This is a genomic window from Bradyrhizobium sp. cf659 (assembly GCF_900113725.1).
Taxonomy (GTDB): Bacteria; Pseudomonadota; Alphaproteobacteria; order Rhizobiales; family Xanthobacteraceae; genus Bradyrhizobium.
The window spans coordinates 168,997-184,384 of sequence record NZ_FOQJ01000006.1 but is presented as its reverse complement, the minus strand read 5'-3'; the positions used below and the strand labels follow the sequence as shown (position 1 = coordinate 184,384).

Genomic DNA, 15,388 nt, shown 5'->3' with positions numbered 1-15,388 from the left:
TGCCATTCGACGCCGAGAGCGTCTCAGTGTGGGGGAAAGTATCGATGTGGCAGAAAAGAGCCGTGCTCGCGACGCTGATGCTTGCAATCGCGCCGGTGTCGTTTGCGCAGAAGGCGGAGGCCGAGGACCCAGTCGGGGTTACGGCAACGGAGATCAGGGTCGGCGCGACGTTTCCTTTCAGTGGTCCTGCCTCAGCCCTCGGCAATGTAGGCAAGGCATTGATGGCCTATGTCGAGTTCATCAATGACAAGGGAGGCGTCAACGGCCGCAAGATCAGGCTGATAGCACTCGACGATGCATACTCGCCGAGCAAATCCGTCGAACAGACCCGCAAGCTGGTGGAAAGCGAGGAGGTCGCATTTCTGTTCAGTCCGCTCGGGACCGCAAGCATTTCTGCGAACGTGAAATACGCCAACACCAAGAAGGTGCCGCACCTCTTCGTTCTCTCAGGGGCGAACAAATTCACCAATCACGCAGAGTATCCTTACACCACGACCGGGCTGCCGAGCTACGACACCGAAGGTAGAGTGTATGCGAAGTTCATAACCGAAAGGATGCCGGGTTCGCGCATCGCCATCCTCTATCAGAACGATGACCTGGGGAAGGATTTTGTCGGCGCGTTCCGTTCGTACATGAAGGACGATTTCGGCAAGCTGGTCGTGGCAAAATCCTACGAAGCGGCCGATCCGACCGTCGATTCTCAGGTCGTGTCGCTCAAGAGCTCGGGGGCGGAAGCGTTCTTCATCGCGGGGTCGCCGAAATTCACGGCGCAGGCTCTCCGCAGAAGCCGCGAAATCGGCTGGAATCCTCTGACCGTCATTATCAATTCAACCACGTCCGTAGCGGGCACGCTCGCGGCGGCAGGCCTCGACAATGCCAAGGGGGTGGTATCAAGCACGTTCCTGAAAGATCCGACGGATCCGACATGGGAGCACGATCCCGGGGTAAAAAGCTATCGTGCGTTTCTCGCCAAATACATTCCAACTGGTGACGTAGCAGAGACGCTTTACGTTGCCGGCGTCGTCCAGGGCGAGATGCTCGAGAAGATCCTTCAGCAGTGCGGCGATGACTTGACGCGCGAAAACATCATGAAGCAGGCGCTGAATTTGAGAAACTTCTCTCCTTCGTTGGCCCTCCCCGGCAGCGCCATCAATACCAGCGTGAACAATAACCAGGCGTGGACGTCGCTTCAGTTCGAGAGCTTCGACGGGAAAAGCTGGATCCCCTTCGGGAAGCTTGTCAGCGCGGCGGACTAGGCGCGTCTGTCGGCAAGGCGACGGTCACAGAGGAGCGACTATCGCGCTGGACAGCCAGACGCTCGGGTCGCGCCTTCGGCCAGGGACGACGATCTTTCACATCAAAGAGGAGATGAATTGTGCGGATACTGGTCATCGGAGCCGGCGCCCTGGGCGGATATTTTGGCGCGAGGCTTCTGGCAGCAGGGCGCAACGTCACGTTCCTGGTGCGGCCCAAGCGCGCGGAAACGCTCGCGAAGGGCGGGCTGGTCGTCAAGAGCAAGCTTGGCGATCTGCACCTGGCATCGCCTCCGACCGTCACGTCCGACCGGCTGAATGGTTCGTATGACCTTATCATCGTGAGCTGCAAGGCTTACGATCTTGACGACGCCATCGAGTCGTTTGCTCCGGCGGTGGGAAAAAACTCGGTCATCATACCTCTGTTGAATGGCTTGCGTCATCTCGACGTGCTGAACGCCCGGTTCGGTGAAAAGAACGTTTTCGGTGGCCAGTGTGCCATCTCAGCGTCGCTGTCTGCCGACGGCGACATTTTGCACATGACGGATCTGCACACGCTGAGCTTTGGCGAACAGAGCAGGACGCGATCGGAACGTCGCGCCGAGATCGTCGGTGCTTTGTTGGGTGCCGGTTTCGACGCCGAGCTCAGCGACGACATTCTGCAGGCCATGTGGGAAAAGTGGGTGATGATCGCCACCACCGCCGGCGCGACCTGCATGATGCGCGCCTCGATCGGGGACATCGTAGCTGCCGGCGCATCCGACGTGGTGATCGGGTTGCTTGACGAAGCCAGCGCAATTGCGGCCAAGCAGGGGTTTGGACCACGTCCGGCCTATATCGAGCGGGTGCGTTCCATTCTCACAACGCCGGGCTCTCCGCTCATGGCTTCCATGGCGCGTGATATCGAGCGAGGAGCACCGACCGAGGGCGATCATATTCTCGGTGATCTGCTCGGTCGCGTCGGTGGAGGCGAGGTCCCGATCCTCCTCAGGACCGCCTATGCCCATGTGAAGTCGTATGAGGCGCGTCAGGCTCGCGAGCATCCGCGGCGGCATTCTGCAAAATGACACGGGCAAGGGAGGTCGGCGTGGTTGATTATGGCGATTACCAATTTGAAATCTATCGCTCGGGCTTGCACGGTGTGCTTCCGAAGCTTCCGGTCGAGTTTCGTGAACTCGAGGCACGGGCTCATGCCGCGCTGCCGCCGTGGGTCGTATCCTATGTGGCAGGTGGCTGCGGGAACGAGCATACGCAGAATGTCAACGTATCTGCATTTGAGCGCTGGGGGTTGATCCCACGCATGTTCGTAGGTGCTGCGAAGCGCGATTTGTCGGTCAATCTCTTTGGAATGCGGCTTCCGACACCGTTGTTCCTGTGCCCGATTGGCGTCATCAGTTTGTGCGCGCAGGATGGGCGTGGCGATATTGCAACGGCAACGGCCGCACGCAAGCTTGGCGTACCCATGATTGCATCGACCTTGAGCAACGCTCCGCTAGAAGAGGTTGCTTCGGAGTTCGGCGAGACGCCGGGCTTCTTTCAGCTCTATACGCCCACCGATCGCGGGCTTGCCGAGAGCCTGGTTCACCGGGCGGAGGCCGCTGGCTTCATGGGCATCGTTGTGACGTTGGACACGTGGGTGACCGGGTGGCGTCCGCGGGATCTCAGTCAGGCTAATTTCCCTCAGCTCCGCGGATATGCCCTCGCCAACTATTTCTCGGACCCTGTATTTCGCGGCAGTCTCGCAAAGCCGCCCGAGAGCGATATAGCCGCTGCTGTCATGAAGTGGGGAACGATCTTCGGACATCCTCTGACCTGGGATGATCTTCCGTGGTTGCGCTCGTTGACGAAACTGCCCTTGATCGTGAAGGGCATTTGTCATCCCGACGACGCGCGACGTGCCATCGACGCTGGCGTCGATGGCATCTATTGTTCGAACCACGGTGGCCGCCAGGCAAACGGCGGCATCGCAGCGGTGGATCTGCTGCCCGGCATTGTCAGAGCCTCCGGCAACACGCCCGTTCTTTTCGACTCGGGAGTTCGCTCAGGCACGGATGCCGTCAAGGCTCTGGCTTTGGGCGCGACGGCCGTCGGCATCGGACGGCCGTATGCCTACGGACTCGCACTCGGCGGCGTCGAGGGGATCGTTCACGTGCTGCGATGCATTTTGGCCGAGGCGGATTTGCTGATGGCGGTCGACGGATACCCTGATATCGCCGATCTTCGGCCGTCGGCGCTGCTGCCGGTCGGCTGATTAGCCGGCGAGGAACTTCAGGAGAGCCGTCTGGGTGGCACCTGGAGCTTCCTCGCACATGAAGTGACCTGCCTCGACGGCTTCTCCCGTCACCTGCGTCGCCCAATGCTTCCAGATGATCAGCGGTTGGGCGCCCGAAGCGGCGATACCGCGGCTTCCCCAGATGACATGAAGGGGCGTTGTAATCTGCCTCCCAGCATCAAGATCGCTCTTGTCATGGTCGAAGTCTGCATAGGCACCGGCGCGGTAGTCTTCGCAGAGGCCATGCACGCGTTCGGGATCGCGCAACGCGCTGAGATAGTGTTCCACCGCCCGGGAATCAAAGCCTTCCGCGAACACGGGGCTGAAGAATCCGTCCGGGTCTCGCGAGATCAGCGTCTCGGGTAAAGGATGAGGCTGAGCGAGAAAGGTCCAATGATAGATGCGAAGCGCCGAAAGACGGCTTAGATTTGTCCAATAATTGTAAGTAGGCAATATGTCGAGGACGATAAGTCGCGAAAGCCGTTCGGGATGATCGAGCGCCATACGATAGCTGACACGTCCTCCGCGGTCATGGCCGGCTAAGGCGAAACGGGAGTGGCCGAGACTTTCCATAGCCTCGACCATCGTTCGGGCCATTGCCCGTTTCGTGTAAGGAGTATGGTCTGCGTCGGTCTTGGGAACGTCTGACGCGCCGTATCCCGGAAGATCAGCGATGACGAGAGAAAACCGTTCTGCGAGTGCCGGCGCCAAATGATGCCACATCACATGGGTTTGAGGAAATCCATGCAACAGGAGAAGTGGGGGCCCTTTACCGCCAACCCGCGCAAAGATGCGTCCCGAACTTGTTTCGACATACACCGACTTAAATCCGGGAAACAAATCAGCGAGAGCAGTCATCGTCACTCCGTCTTTCGAGATGAGAGTGGCTCCAGGACACGCGAGAAAAGGCTTGCATCAAACTGACGCAAGCCGACTCTTTGCCGATGGCACGCACCGCAGCCCTAAAGATCGCGTAAACCGGTTCAGTTAGGCGGCCATTCGCAGCAGGTCAATGATGTCGGCTTCGCTCTTGAACGGCCGTGGATTGGCCTGAACGAAGCGGTGATTGATCGCAATTTTGCTGATCTTCTTGAACTTGTCTTCGCCGACGCCGACGTCAGCCAGGCGCGTAGGTAGTCCGAGGGCTTTGACGAAGCCGGCAAAGGCATCTCCAGCTTCCATATCGGGGCTGCCGAGGGCTGCCGCCAAGCGCTTCTGCGCATCCTCTGTAAAGGCCTTATTGTACCGAAGAAGGCTCGGCATGATGACGGGCGTGCAGTAATAGTGAGGAACGTCGAAAGTGCCGCCAAGCACGTGTCCGATACCGTGGCTTGCCCCCATCGGAACGCGCGCCTGCAAACCGAAAGCGGCGAGCCATGAGCCTTGTTGCGATTGGCGTCGCGCTTCCAAATCATCCGGGTGCTGCAAGGTGCGGAGCATACCCTCGCGCAGAAGACGGATGCCCGCCAAGACCACTTCATCGGCCAATGGCGTGCCCGCTGGCGAGCACAGTGCTTCGATGCCGTGATCCATCGAGCGTGTCCCGGACCCCATCCACAGGTTCATGGGCGTGTGAAGGCTCAGGTCGGGGTCAAGAATGACCGCCACAGGTGACATCTGTGGGTGGAAGAATATCTGCTTCAGCTTGGTGCGCTCGTCCGTGACGAGCGCACCGGCATTGTATTCGCCGCCATTCAGCGTCGACGGCACTGCGATCTGCCGCACTGAGGGCGCGCGGAACGGAGAGAAGGGCACGCCAGGCCCCATGACGAACGGGTCGAAGCCTGCCTCATCGAAGATCTCATGTTCCATGGCCATGATGACGATCTTCGCGAGGTCGACCGCAGAGCCTCCGCCGATGGCTACGACCAGATCAGCCTGCGCCTCCTTCGCTTGACGCGCGACCTCGGCGGCCTGCTTCCGGGTCGTGTGCTGCGCAATTCCGTCGAAGGTCGCCACATGCTTGTTGCCGAGCGCGCGGCGAATCTTTTCGATCTCGTCGGTCTTCGTATTCAGGGTACGGCTGACCAGGAGGAAAACGCGATTGGCATTCAGCCGCACCGCTTCATCATTCAAAGCCTCGGCTGCAGGCTTGCCGTAAATCACACGGTCGATGTCCGGAAAGTTATGTATCCCAACCTTGCGCATTTGTTTCCCCTGGATGTTTTTGAATGTAAGTCACTTTAGTATTAATAGTTACTTGGCGCAACGGTCATCTTTTCTGGCGCTGGATCGAGGCGAGTTCGTGCGGTGGGTGGCGTGATCCTAACGGAAAGCAACCGTTCGGACGCGCGTGCGAGCGGTCGATCAGCCCAGCCACGCTTCGAGAAAGCCTGGCTCGGCCAGAACATGTAGCTTGGTTCAGTTCGCCGCCATCGCGGCTTCCGGGGCCGGGTAGGGGCTGCGAGCGCAGCTCCCACCGCGACCGGAAATCAGGACGATGCACTGCTCGAGCGTATCGAAGCTGCATGTCCGCATGTCTGACGAATAGTCCTGGAGACAATATCCGTAGGCGTTTGTTGAGGCTGCCGGCGCAACGCTCAAATAGTCTGCGCCAGCGAGGCCGGCGAAGACGATCGAGAGGAGGGTGAATAGCTTGCTCAAGGTCGTCTCCACTCAGGCGGTCATTTGTTCTTGCACGCCGAGGAACGGCGCGCTTTCGCAGGCGGTTGCATCATTCATGTTGGGTCGCATCGGAATCTGCTCGTCGCGGTGATTCATGAGTCTGCGAGACGTCTATTCGGCAGCCATTGCCGGTTGTGCATGCGCTTCTTCCGTCGTTTCCGCATGCGTCCCATCTGCGGTCGGCTTGATCCGGAACCACGTGGCATAGAGCGCGGGAAGGAACAGCAGGATCAGCACCGTTCCGACCGCGGTGCCGCCGATCAGCGTGTAGGCCATCGATCCCCAAAAGACGGAGTGCGTGAGCGGGATAAAGGCCAGCACCGCAGCAAGCGCCGTGAGGATCACGGGCCTGGTCCGTTGCACGGTGGCCTCGATGACGGCGTGATAGTCGTCAAGTCCGGCGGCAAGGTTCTCCTTGATCTGTTCGGTCAGGATCAGAGTGTTGCGCATCAGGATGCCGGCCAGTCCGATCAGACCCAGGATCGCGTTGAACCCGAAGGGCTGGTTGAAGAGGAGCAGTGCCGGCACGACGCCGACGAGGCCGAGCGGTCCCGTGAGGACGACCATCGCCATCGTCGAGAAGGACCGCACCTGCAGCATGACGACGATCAGCATCGCGGCGATCATGGCCGGGAAGATCGTCGCCAATGCGTCGTTGGCCTTGGTTGCTTCCTCGATCGATCCGCCCAGCTCGATACGATAGCCGGCCGGAAGGGAGGCGATCAGCGGCTGAAGGGCCGTCTTGATCTCCTTCGAGACCTCCGGAGGTTGGGTCGCCTCATTGATATCAGAGCGAATGGTGACGACCGGCGTGCGATCGCGGCGCTTCATGATCGGCTCTTCGAGCCGGATTTCCGAATGGCCGACCTGGTCGAGCGGAATCGCGCGGCCGTCCCGGCTCATCAGCGAGAAATCCGCCAGACGCGCCGGATCGAGCCGCTCGCCGCCGGCGCTGCGCGCCACGATGGGGACATTGCGGATGTCCTCGCGAACCTGCGTCACGGCGATGCCGGTGAGCAGGAACTGGAGTTGACGGCCCACCTCGGCCGGCGAAAGGCCGATCAGGTTCAGGCGATCCTGATCCGGGATGAAGCGGAGCACGGGCGTGCGATCGCCCCAATCCCGATTTGCCTGCCGCGCGTCATGAACGCCACGCATGACCTCGAGAGCCTTCTGAGAGATGGCATACAATTGAGCGGGATCTGGCCCCATGATCCGGAACTCCACCGGGAAGGGCGTGTAAGGTCCGAACACGAGTTGGGTGACGCGCACATTGGCCTCGGGTGCAAGCCCCTGTGACACGGTCTGCCGGAGCCGGTGCTTCAAAGCCTCGCGCGCCTCTGCGTCAGGCGTCAGAACGACGATCTTCGCGAAGGCCGGATCCGGCAGCTCGGGCGCCATCGCGAAGAAGAAGCGCGGTGCACCCTGACCGACATAGCTCGTGATGATCTTGGCCTCGGGTTGATCGTGCAGCCAACCCTCGAGCTTCTCGACGGTGGCCGTCGTCGTCTCGATGCTGGTGCCTTCCGGCAGGCGAACCTCCACCAGCACTTCCGGGCGATCGGAGGTCGGGAAGAACTGCTGCTTGACACCACCCATGCCGACGACGGAAAGCGCGAAAGCGACGGCGACGATGCTGCAGGTCAGGAATTTGTGGCGGACGGCGAGGGTGATAAGGCCTCGCAGGCGCTGATAGTTGGGCGTGCCGTAAATCGCATGGTGACCGCCTTCGACCGGCTTGATCGCGGGCAGCATCTTGACGCCAAGATAGGGCGTGAAGATCACCGCGACGATCCAGGAGACGATGAGGGCGAAACCCACGACCCAGAAGATGTTCCCGGCGTATTCGCCGGCGGTCGAGCGGGCAAAACCCACCGGCAGGAAGCCCGCGATCGTCACTAGCGTTCCGGACAGCATCGGCGCCGCGGTATGGCTCCACGCATAGGCCGCCGCCGAGATGCGGTCCATGCCCTCTTCCATTTTCACCACCATCACCTCGATCGCGATGATGGCGTCGTCGACGAGGAGACCGAGCGCCAGGATCAAAGCGCCGAGCGTGATGCGGTCGAAGAACCGGCCGGTTTCCAGCATGATGAGGAACACGACGGCGAGCGTCAGGGGCACGGCCGCCGCGACGACGATGCCGACGCGCCAGCCGAGGCTGAGCAGGCTCACCAGCAACACCACGCCGAGCGCCATCGCAAACTTCATCATGAATTCGTCGACCGCCGAGGTGATGTTGACGGCCTGGTCGCTGACCTTGGCCAGACTCATCCCGAGCGGCAATGTCCCGGCGATCGCTGCGGACCTCTCCTCCAGCGCCTTGCCGAGGGCCAGACCATTCCAGCCCTCCTGCATCACCGCTGCGAGCATGATGGTGGGCTCACCTTGGTGCCTGATGATGTAGGTGGGCGGATCCTCGTAGCCGCGGCGCACCTCGGCGATGTCGGAAAGCTTCAGCGTCCGCCCGGCAGCGACGATCGGCGTGTCGGCGATCGCCTGGACGCTGTCATAAGCGCCATCGACCCGGATGAAGACCTGCGGCCCCTTGGTGTCGATCGAACCCGCCGGTGTGACAGTGTTCTGCCGCTGCAAGGCGGCAACGATATCCGTTGCCGATACACCGAGAGTTGCCAGTTTGGCATAGGAAAACTCGACGAAGATCTGTTCGGGACGTTCGCCGAGGATGTTGATCTTCTTGACGCCGGGCACGTGCAGGAGGTCCTGACGGATGACCTCGGCTTGCCTTGCGAGCTCGCGCATCGGCATGCCCTTGGCCTTGAGGGCGTAGAGTCCGAAGCTTACGTCCGAATATTCGTCGTTGACGAAGGGGCCGAGCACGCCCGACGGCAGCTTCCGCGCTTCGTCTCCCAGCTTCTTGCGGGCCTGGTAGAACTCCTCCTGCACGCTAGAGGGCGGTGTGCTGTCCTTCAGCGTAACCGTCATGTACGCATAACCAGGCCGCGTGGTCGTCTCCACCCGGTCGTACCAGGTCAGTTCCTGAAGCCGCTTCTCCAGGGGTTCGGCGACCTGGTCCTGCATCTCGCGTGCCGTCGCGCCGGGCCAGACGGTGGTGACCGTCAGGGTCTTGATGGTGAAGGACGGATCCTCGGCCCGCCCGAGCATGAAGAAGGCGTAGGCGCCCGCGGCTGCCAGCAGGAGGATGAAGAACAGGGTGACGGCCCGTTCGCGAACGGCGAGGGCGGAGAGATTGAAGCTCATCAGTTGCTCCTGTTTTCCGACGCGGTCCTGACGCGAGCGCCCTCGTGCAGAAGATGAGCGCCCAGGGAAACAATCTGGTCCCCGGACTTCGATCCGGAGATAACGGCCGTTTCGCTGGTCACACGCAGAAGCTTGATGGGCTGCAAGCGCACGGTCGAGGTCGCGCTGTCGAAGACCCAAACGCCCGTCGTTCTGCCGTCGTCGAGCACGGCTCCCAGCGGCACCTGGACTTCCGGCTGATGATCCTGGCTTGCAAGCCGAATGGTGACCGTCGCGCCAAGCGGTGCCGCCGCGGCGTCACCATCGAGCACGTAGCGGGCCTCATAGGTGCGGGTCTGCGGATCGGCGGAATCCGACAACTGGCGCAGACGCGCGGTAAAGCGGCGCCCATCGCTGCCATACAGGCTCGCCTCGGCGAGCGAACCAATCGCCGGACGGGTCGTTTCGGGAAGCGCCACCACAGCTTCGCGAGGACCGGACTGTGCCAGCCGAACCACCGCCTGGCCGGCGGCGACGACTTGGCCGGGCTCACCCAGCGTTTGGGTGACCGTTCCGTCCGCATCCGCAACCAGCACGGAATAGGTCGCCTGGTTCTCTGCGACGCCAGCTTCGGCTTCCGCCGCGGCAAGCTGAGCTTTGGCGGTGTCCGATGCGGCCTTCGCCTGCTCGTAGCGCTGCTTGGAAGTCCATCCGTCGTTCACCAGATTGGCGTAGCGCCGCTCGTCGGCGTCAGTCTGAACGACAACTGCACGCGCAGCGGCGACCGCGTTGCGCTTCGCTGTGACTGCCAGGCGGAGATCGGTTTCATCGATCCGCATCAGCGGCTGGCCGGATCTGACCTGCTCACCGACATTCACGAGTCGTTCGACGATCTTCCCGGCAACGCGGAAACCGAGATTGCTCTCCACGCGCGCGCCGACGGTCCCGGTGAAGCCACGTTCAGATCCGCTGACCCGCGCGGCCGTGACCAGACGGACCATCGGGGGCTCCTGCCTGGGGTCGATGACCGCGGAGGCTTCATGGGAGGGAATCGCAAGAGCAACGAAGGTCGCCACCCCAGCTGGGACCAGAATACCGGCGAGCACCGCAACACCCCTTTTCATGACCGTCTCCTTTTGAGAATTAGATTGCATGCGAACTCTATACACAGATTAGATTTCGATCGCAATCTAATTTTGAGGTGATGACGGGAGCGCGATCCCGCCAACAATCAAGATTCGCGATAAACGGTGTTTTGATACCGTCGTCGGATTGATAGATTGCAATTGAACTCTATATTGAATATAGAGGTCGTACGAAATCCAAATGGAGATCCACGATGCGAGTGAGTCGCACTCAGGCGGCCGAGAACCGCCAAACCGTGATCAATGTGGCCAGTCGCCTTTTCAGGGAGCGCGGCTTTGATGGCATCGGCCTCAAGGACCTGATGAAGGGGGCTGGGCTAACCCAAGGCGCCTTCTACAAGCAGTTCGCATCAAAAGAGGATCTGGCGGTTGAGGCCTCCAAGCGCGCATTGGAGAGCGCCTCCGGCCGGTGGTCAGACGCGGCCGCGGCACATCCTGACGATCCACTCGGCGCGGTGATTGCGTTCTACCTCAGTGGCGACCATCGCGGAGAGAAGATGGATGGCTGCCCGATCGTGGCTCTTGGTTCGGATGCCGCTCGACAGGGCCCCGAGGTGAAGGCGGAATTCGAAGCAGGAATCAAAGCGCATCTCGACGTACTCGATCGCTTTCTCGCCGGGGCTGGCGACGAGGTCTCCCGCAGCAAGGCCATGGCCATTCTCGCGACGATGGTTGGCGCGGTGACGCTATCGCGCGTGATCAACGACCCTGATCTGGCTCAGGCCGTTCTGGATGCAGCGGCGAAACAGGTTCGAGACGCCGCTGCCGCTTGAAAGGATAGGCCGGTGTTCGGATTGAGAATTTGCCCGAGCCCCATTCGCTGACTCCAAATAGACGAGAAAGAGAACGATGTCGGAAGTAGCAACGGACAGTTTCGCCGGAAAATGGGCGCTGATCACGGGGGCGTCGAGTGGCCTCGGCCTAGAATTCGCAGATCTCCTGGCGGCGCAGAAAGTCAATCTCGTATTGGCGGCTCGACGGCGAGAGTCGATGGACAAGCTTGCCTCCGATCTCCGCAGCAAATATGGGGTGGATGTGCTGGTCGAGGCGATCAATCTTGCCGCGCCGGGCGCGGCCAGCCGCCTGAAAAGCAGTCTCGACGCGAGATCCGTGACGATCGACATCTTGGTGAACAATGCCGGATTCGGCTTGCACGGCGATTTTTTGGACACGCCGATCGAGCAGACCGCGAACATGATCCAGCTCAACATCACGACGCTCACAGAGCTGACCCATCTTTTCGGCCTCGACATGGCTCAGCGGCGATCCGGACATATCCTTCTCATCGCCAGCCTTCTGGCCTTCCAGGCCGTTCCCAGCTATGCGGCCTATGCGGCGACCAAGGCTTATGTGCTGGCCTTTGGCGAGGCTCTGCATGACGAACTCCGCCCGCATGGTGTGGTCGTTACCAGTCTCTGCCCAGGGCACACCGCGACGGGATTCGATGCGGCAGCCGGCGCAACCGCATCGGCCATGCTGCGCCTCCTCACCATGAAGCCGCGTCCGGTCGCCGCGAGCGGTATTCGGGCGCTCATGCAAGGAAAGGCCATGGTGATCGCCGGCCTGTCGAACAAGATGGCCGCCTTTTCAAATCGTCTGACACCGCGATCAATGCAAAGGGCCACGATGAAAAGAATAATGGACGCTTGACGCCTGGAGCGCCTGCGTGCGGGCGCTTATCGACCCACGTTCTGAGCAAGTGGTTTCGAAGAGCGCCGCCGAACAGGCTCCTGAGACCTCGCACACTCCCGGCCAGCGCAGTCGAAATCACCTGAAGCGCAGTCCCCACGGGAATTCCTAAAAAGAACTGCGTCATAGTGTCTAACCAAACGCTTTCATGACTGACAGCTTACATTAGCGTAATTGACAGTTCTTATTTAGAACTATATAGGGATTTGGCCTCAGCTCGGATCGCTGAGAGCAAGACTCGTGGGGAGTTTGAATCACTCCTTAGAAAACGAGCCGATCCAAAAATTCGCCGAAACGGGGGGAAGGTGATGATCGCAGATAGGCGCACTCTGAATCCAAACCGCGAGATCGCTCGCACCGAACTTCGCTAGGCTAGAGCGAGTCTGGAGCGCAAATGGCGATCGACGTTCTTTTCCGTCCGTTCACCTATAAGGGCCTGAGCCTGCCAAATCGCGTCGTTATGGCGCCGATGACCCGCTCGTTCTCTCCAAATGGCATTGTTACCGCAGATGTAGCGCAGTACTACCGCCGCCGTGCCGAAGGCGGGGTCGGACTTATCATTTCGGAGGGGACAGGGGTTGATCGCCCGGCTTCGTTGAACGACCCGAACGTCCCTCGGTTTCACGGCGTACAGGAGCTTGCCGGCTGGCGTCGCGTCGTGGACGAAGTCCATGATGCCGGTGGATTGATGGCGCCTCAGCTTTGGCACGTCGGCGCCGTCCGCACGCGCGAGAAGGACTGGCACCCTCCAGGCGCCTACGACAGCCCTTCGGGGCTTTCGCGACCTGACAAGAGTCTGGGCGTTCCGATGAGCGATGAGGACATTGCGGACGCCACCCGGGCTTTCGCGGATGCCGCTCTTGCCGCCAAGCGCTCGAATTTTGATGCCATCGAGCTGCATGGAGCACACGGCTATCTGATCGACCAATTTTTCTGGGAAGGGACCAACCGCAGAGAAGATGCGTATGGCGGCAGAAACCTGCCCGGGAGAGCGCGTTTCGCCGCCGATATCGTGCGCGCGGTGCGTAAATCGGTCGGCCCCGAGTTTCCGATATTGCTTCGGATCAGCCAGTGGAAGCAGCAGGACTTCGCCGTGAAGCTCGCCATCACGCCGAACGAGTTGGAGGCGTGGTTGGCGCCTCTGCGCGAAGCCGGTGTTGACGTTCTTCATTGCTCGCAGCGGCGTTTCTGGGAGGCGGAATTCGACGGCTCGGATCTGAATTTCGCCGGGTGGGCGAAAAAGGTGACTGGCTTGCCGACGATTTCGGTCGGCTCAGTGGGGCTGACGGGTGAGTTCATCGCCGCATACGGCGGAGAGAGTTCGCGACCGGCATCCTTGGACGAACTGGTCCGTCGTCTGGACCGAGAGGAATTCGATCTCGTGGCCGTTGGCCGGGCGCTACTTCAGGATCCGCAATGGCTTTTGAAGGTGCGTGACGGACGAGCCAATGAACTGATGGCTTTCGATCGCTCTGCATTTGCGACCTTGAGCTGAACGTCGAAACGCGTTGATTGCTCTGTAGAGCACCGAGGATCGGAGGAGATGCGCAAGTTGCGACATCAAATCCCGAAAAAACAATGACGCAATCAGGAGGAAAAAATGCGCGGGAAGCGAAGGGGATCGAATAGCCGTTGTCGTTGCGGAGCGTGGTCGCCCACCAGGTCGCCGAACGACAAGGGCGAGACGAGATGACGCAGGCACAGCTCGCGCAGGGAACATCGCTCCTGCTCGCCGTTCGCGACGTCAGCGTCGTGTTCGGCGGCATCGTCGCGCTCAACGGCGTGTCCTTCGACATGCACAAGGGCCAGATCCTGGGGCTGATCGGTCCCAACGGCGCCGGCAAGACCACGCTCTTCAACTGCCTCTCGCGGCTGTACCAACCGTCGTCCGGCGACATCCTGATGGAAGGCACGAGCATCCTTTCGCGGCCGCCGCACCGGATCGCCGAGATCGGCATCGGCCGCACCTTCCAGAACGTGGCGCTGTTTCCGAACCTGTCGGTGATGGACAACGTCCGCGTCGGCGCGCATTCGAAGACCTCCAGCGACATCATCAGCGGCTCCCTGAAGCTTGCCTGGGTCCGGCGCAGCGAGACCAGCGTCAACACCAAGGTGCACGAGATCCTCGCTTATCTCGATCTCGAGGACGTCGCCCACACCGTGGTGTCCGGCCTGCCCTTCGGCACCCAGAAGCGCGTCGAGCTGGCGCGCGCACTGGCGGCCGATCCGAAGATCCTGCTGCTCGACGAGCCGGCCGGCGGCCTCAATCACGAGGAAGTCTACGTGCTTGGCGACCTGATCCGCCGCATCCGCGACGACCGCCACATGACCGTGCTGCTGGTGGAGCATCACATGGGCCTCGTGATGTCGATCGCCGACCACGTCGTCGCGCTGAATTTCGGCAAGAAGCTCGCGGAAGGCACCCCCGCCCAGGTGCAGGCGGACCCCGACGTCATCAAGGCCTATCTCGGGAGCAAGGACCAATGACGACACTGCTCAACGTCAAGGACCTGCGCGCCTATTACGGCCAGGTCCAGGCGCTCCATGGCCTGTCCTTCTCGCTCAACGAGGGCTCGCTGACGACGCTGCTCGGGGCCAACGGCGCCGGCAAGACCACCACGCTGCGCGCGATCTGCAACATGGTGCGCTCGACCGGCGGAATCGAGTTCGACGGCAAGCCGCTCAACAACCGCTCCACCGAGAGCATCGTGCGGTTCGGCATCGCCCATGTGCCGCAGGGCCGCGGCACCTTCACCAACATGACGGTGGAGGAGAACCTCCAGCTCGGGGCGATCACCCGCAAGGACGGCGCCGGCATCGTCTCCGACATCGAGCGCATGTATGCGCATTTCCCGGTGCTGAAGCAGCGCCACACCCAGCAGGCCGGCACGCTCTCGGGCGGCGAGCAGCAGATGCTCGCGGTCGCCCGTGCGCTGATGCTGCGACCGCGGCTGATGCTGCTCGACGAGCCGTCCTTCGGCCTCGCGCCGCTGGTGGTACGCGACCTGTTCGGCATCCTCGGCAAGATCAACCGCGAGGACAAGGTGTCGATCCTGGTGGTCGAGCAGAACGCCCAGCTCGCGCTCGAGCTCGCCGACAAGGCCTACGTGATCGAGACCGGCCGCATCGTGATGTCGGGCAATGCCAAGGACATCGCGAACAACGAAGAAATCCGCAAATCCTATCTGGGTTACTGAGGGAGC

13 protein-coding genes are annotated in these 15,388 nt (G+C 61.2%); 8 read left to right on the top strand and 5 right to left on the bottom strand.

Annotation, left to right across the window (positions count from 1 at the left end; translation table 11 throughout):
* Positions 1–44: 44 nt before the first annotated feature.
* The 3 genes from BM118_RS24990 (at position 45) to BM118_RS24980 (ending at position 3,504) form a co-directional block, all read left to right on the top strand.
* Positions 45–1,256, top strand: a complete 1,212-nt coding sequence (locus tag BM118_RS24990; protein ID WP_092188266.1) for an ABC transporter substrate-binding protein — start codon at positions 45–47, stop codon at positions 1,254–1,256.
* A gap of 119 nt (positions 1,257–1,375) precedes the next feature.
* Positions 1,376–2,320, top strand: a complete 945-nt coding sequence (locus tag BM118_RS24985) for a ketopantoate reductase family protein (RefSeq protein WP_092188264.1) — start codon at positions 1,376–1,378, stop codon at positions 2,318–2,320.
* Positions 2,321–2,340: 20 nt separating this feature from the next.
* Positions 2,341–3,504 (top strand): lactate 2-monooxygenase, encoded by a 1,164-nt coding sequence (locus BM118_RS24980; RefSeq protein ID WP_244550236.1) that lies wholly within the window; start codon positions 2,341–2,343, stop codon positions 3,502–3,504.
* Here the strand turns inward: BM118_RS24980 and BM118_RS24975 are convergent, their stop codons facing one another.
* From BM118_RS24975 to BM118_RS24955, 5 genes are all read right to left on the bottom strand, one after another.
* On the bottom strand, positions 3,505–4,383 hold the full coding sequence (locus BM118_RS24975; RefSeq protein ID WP_092188260.1) for an alpha/beta fold hydrolase: 879 nt from the start codon (positions 4,381–4,383) through the stop codon (positions 3,505–3,507).
* A 129-nt stretch (positions 4,384–4,512) separates the two neighbouring features.
* Positions 4,513–5,673, bottom strand: a complete 1,161-nt coding sequence (locus BM118_RS24970) for an iron-containing alcohol dehydrogenase (RefSeq protein WP_092188258.1) — start codon at positions 5,671–5,673, stop codon at positions 4,513–4,515.
* Between the two features lie 213 nt (positions 5,674–5,886).
* A complete protein-coding gene (locus tag BM118_RS24965; protein ID WP_244550235.1) occupies positions 5,887–6,129 on the bottom strand; it encodes a DUF3551 domain-containing protein in 243 nt (80 codons plus the stop codon).
* A 132-nt stretch (positions 6,130–6,261) separates the two neighbouring features.
* On the bottom strand, positions 6,262–9,372 hold the full coding sequence (locus BM118_RS24960) for an efflux RND transporter permease subunit (RefSeq protein ID WP_092188256.1): 3,111 nt from the start codon (positions 9,370–9,372) through the stop codon (positions 6,262–6,264).
* Positions 9,372–10,475 carry an efflux RND transporter periplasmic adaptor subunit gene (locus tag BM118_RS24955; RefSeq protein WP_092188254.1) on the bottom strand — a complete coding sequence of 368 codons (1,104 nt, stop codon included), beginning with the start codon at positions 10,473–10,475 and terminating at the stop codon, positions 9,372–9,374. Before BM118_RS24955 ends, BM118_RS24960 begins: the two co-directional genes overlap by 1 nt.
* Before the next feature lie 215 nt (positions 10,476–10,690).
* On the opposite strand from BM118_RS24955, the gene BM118_RS24950 reads away from it, so the two are divergent.
* The 5 genes from BM118_RS24950 (at position 10,691) to BM118_RS24930 (ending at position 15,382) form a co-directional block, all read left to right on the top strand.
* Positions 10,691–11,269 (top strand): TetR/AcrR family transcriptional regulator, encoded by a 579-nt coding sequence (locus BM118_RS24950; protein WP_092188252.1) that lies wholly within the window; start codon positions 10,691–10,693, stop codon positions 11,267–11,269.
* Positions 11,270–11,345: 76 nt separating this feature from the next.
* Positions 11,346–12,146 carry an SDR family NAD(P)-dependent oxidoreductase gene (locus BM118_RS24945; protein ID WP_092188250.1) on the top strand — a complete coding sequence of 267 codons (801 nt, stop codon included), beginning with the start codon at positions 11,346–11,348 and terminating at the stop codon, positions 12,144–12,146.
* 433 nt (positions 12,147–12,579) lie between these two features.
* Complete coding sequence (locus tag BM118_RS24940) at positions 12,580–13,680, top strand: NADH:flavin oxidoreductase (RefSeq protein WP_092188248.1); 1,101 nt, start codon at positions 12,580–12,582, stop codon at positions 13,678–13,680.
* Between the two features lie 194 nt (positions 13,681–13,874).
* Complete coding sequence (locus BM118_RS24935; RefSeq protein WP_092188246.1) at positions 13,875–14,672, top strand: ABC transporter ATP-binding protein; 798 nt, start codon at positions 13,875–13,877, stop codon at positions 14,670–14,672.
* Positions 14,669–15,382, top strand: coding sequence for an ABC transporter ATP-binding protein (locus tag BM118_RS24930; RefSeq protein ID WP_092188244.1), 714 nt, complete (start codon positions 14,669–14,671; stop codon positions 15,380–15,382). Before BM118_RS24935 ends, BM118_RS24930 begins: the two co-directional genes overlap by 4 nt.
* Positions 15,383–15,388 lie beyond the last annotated feature (6 nt).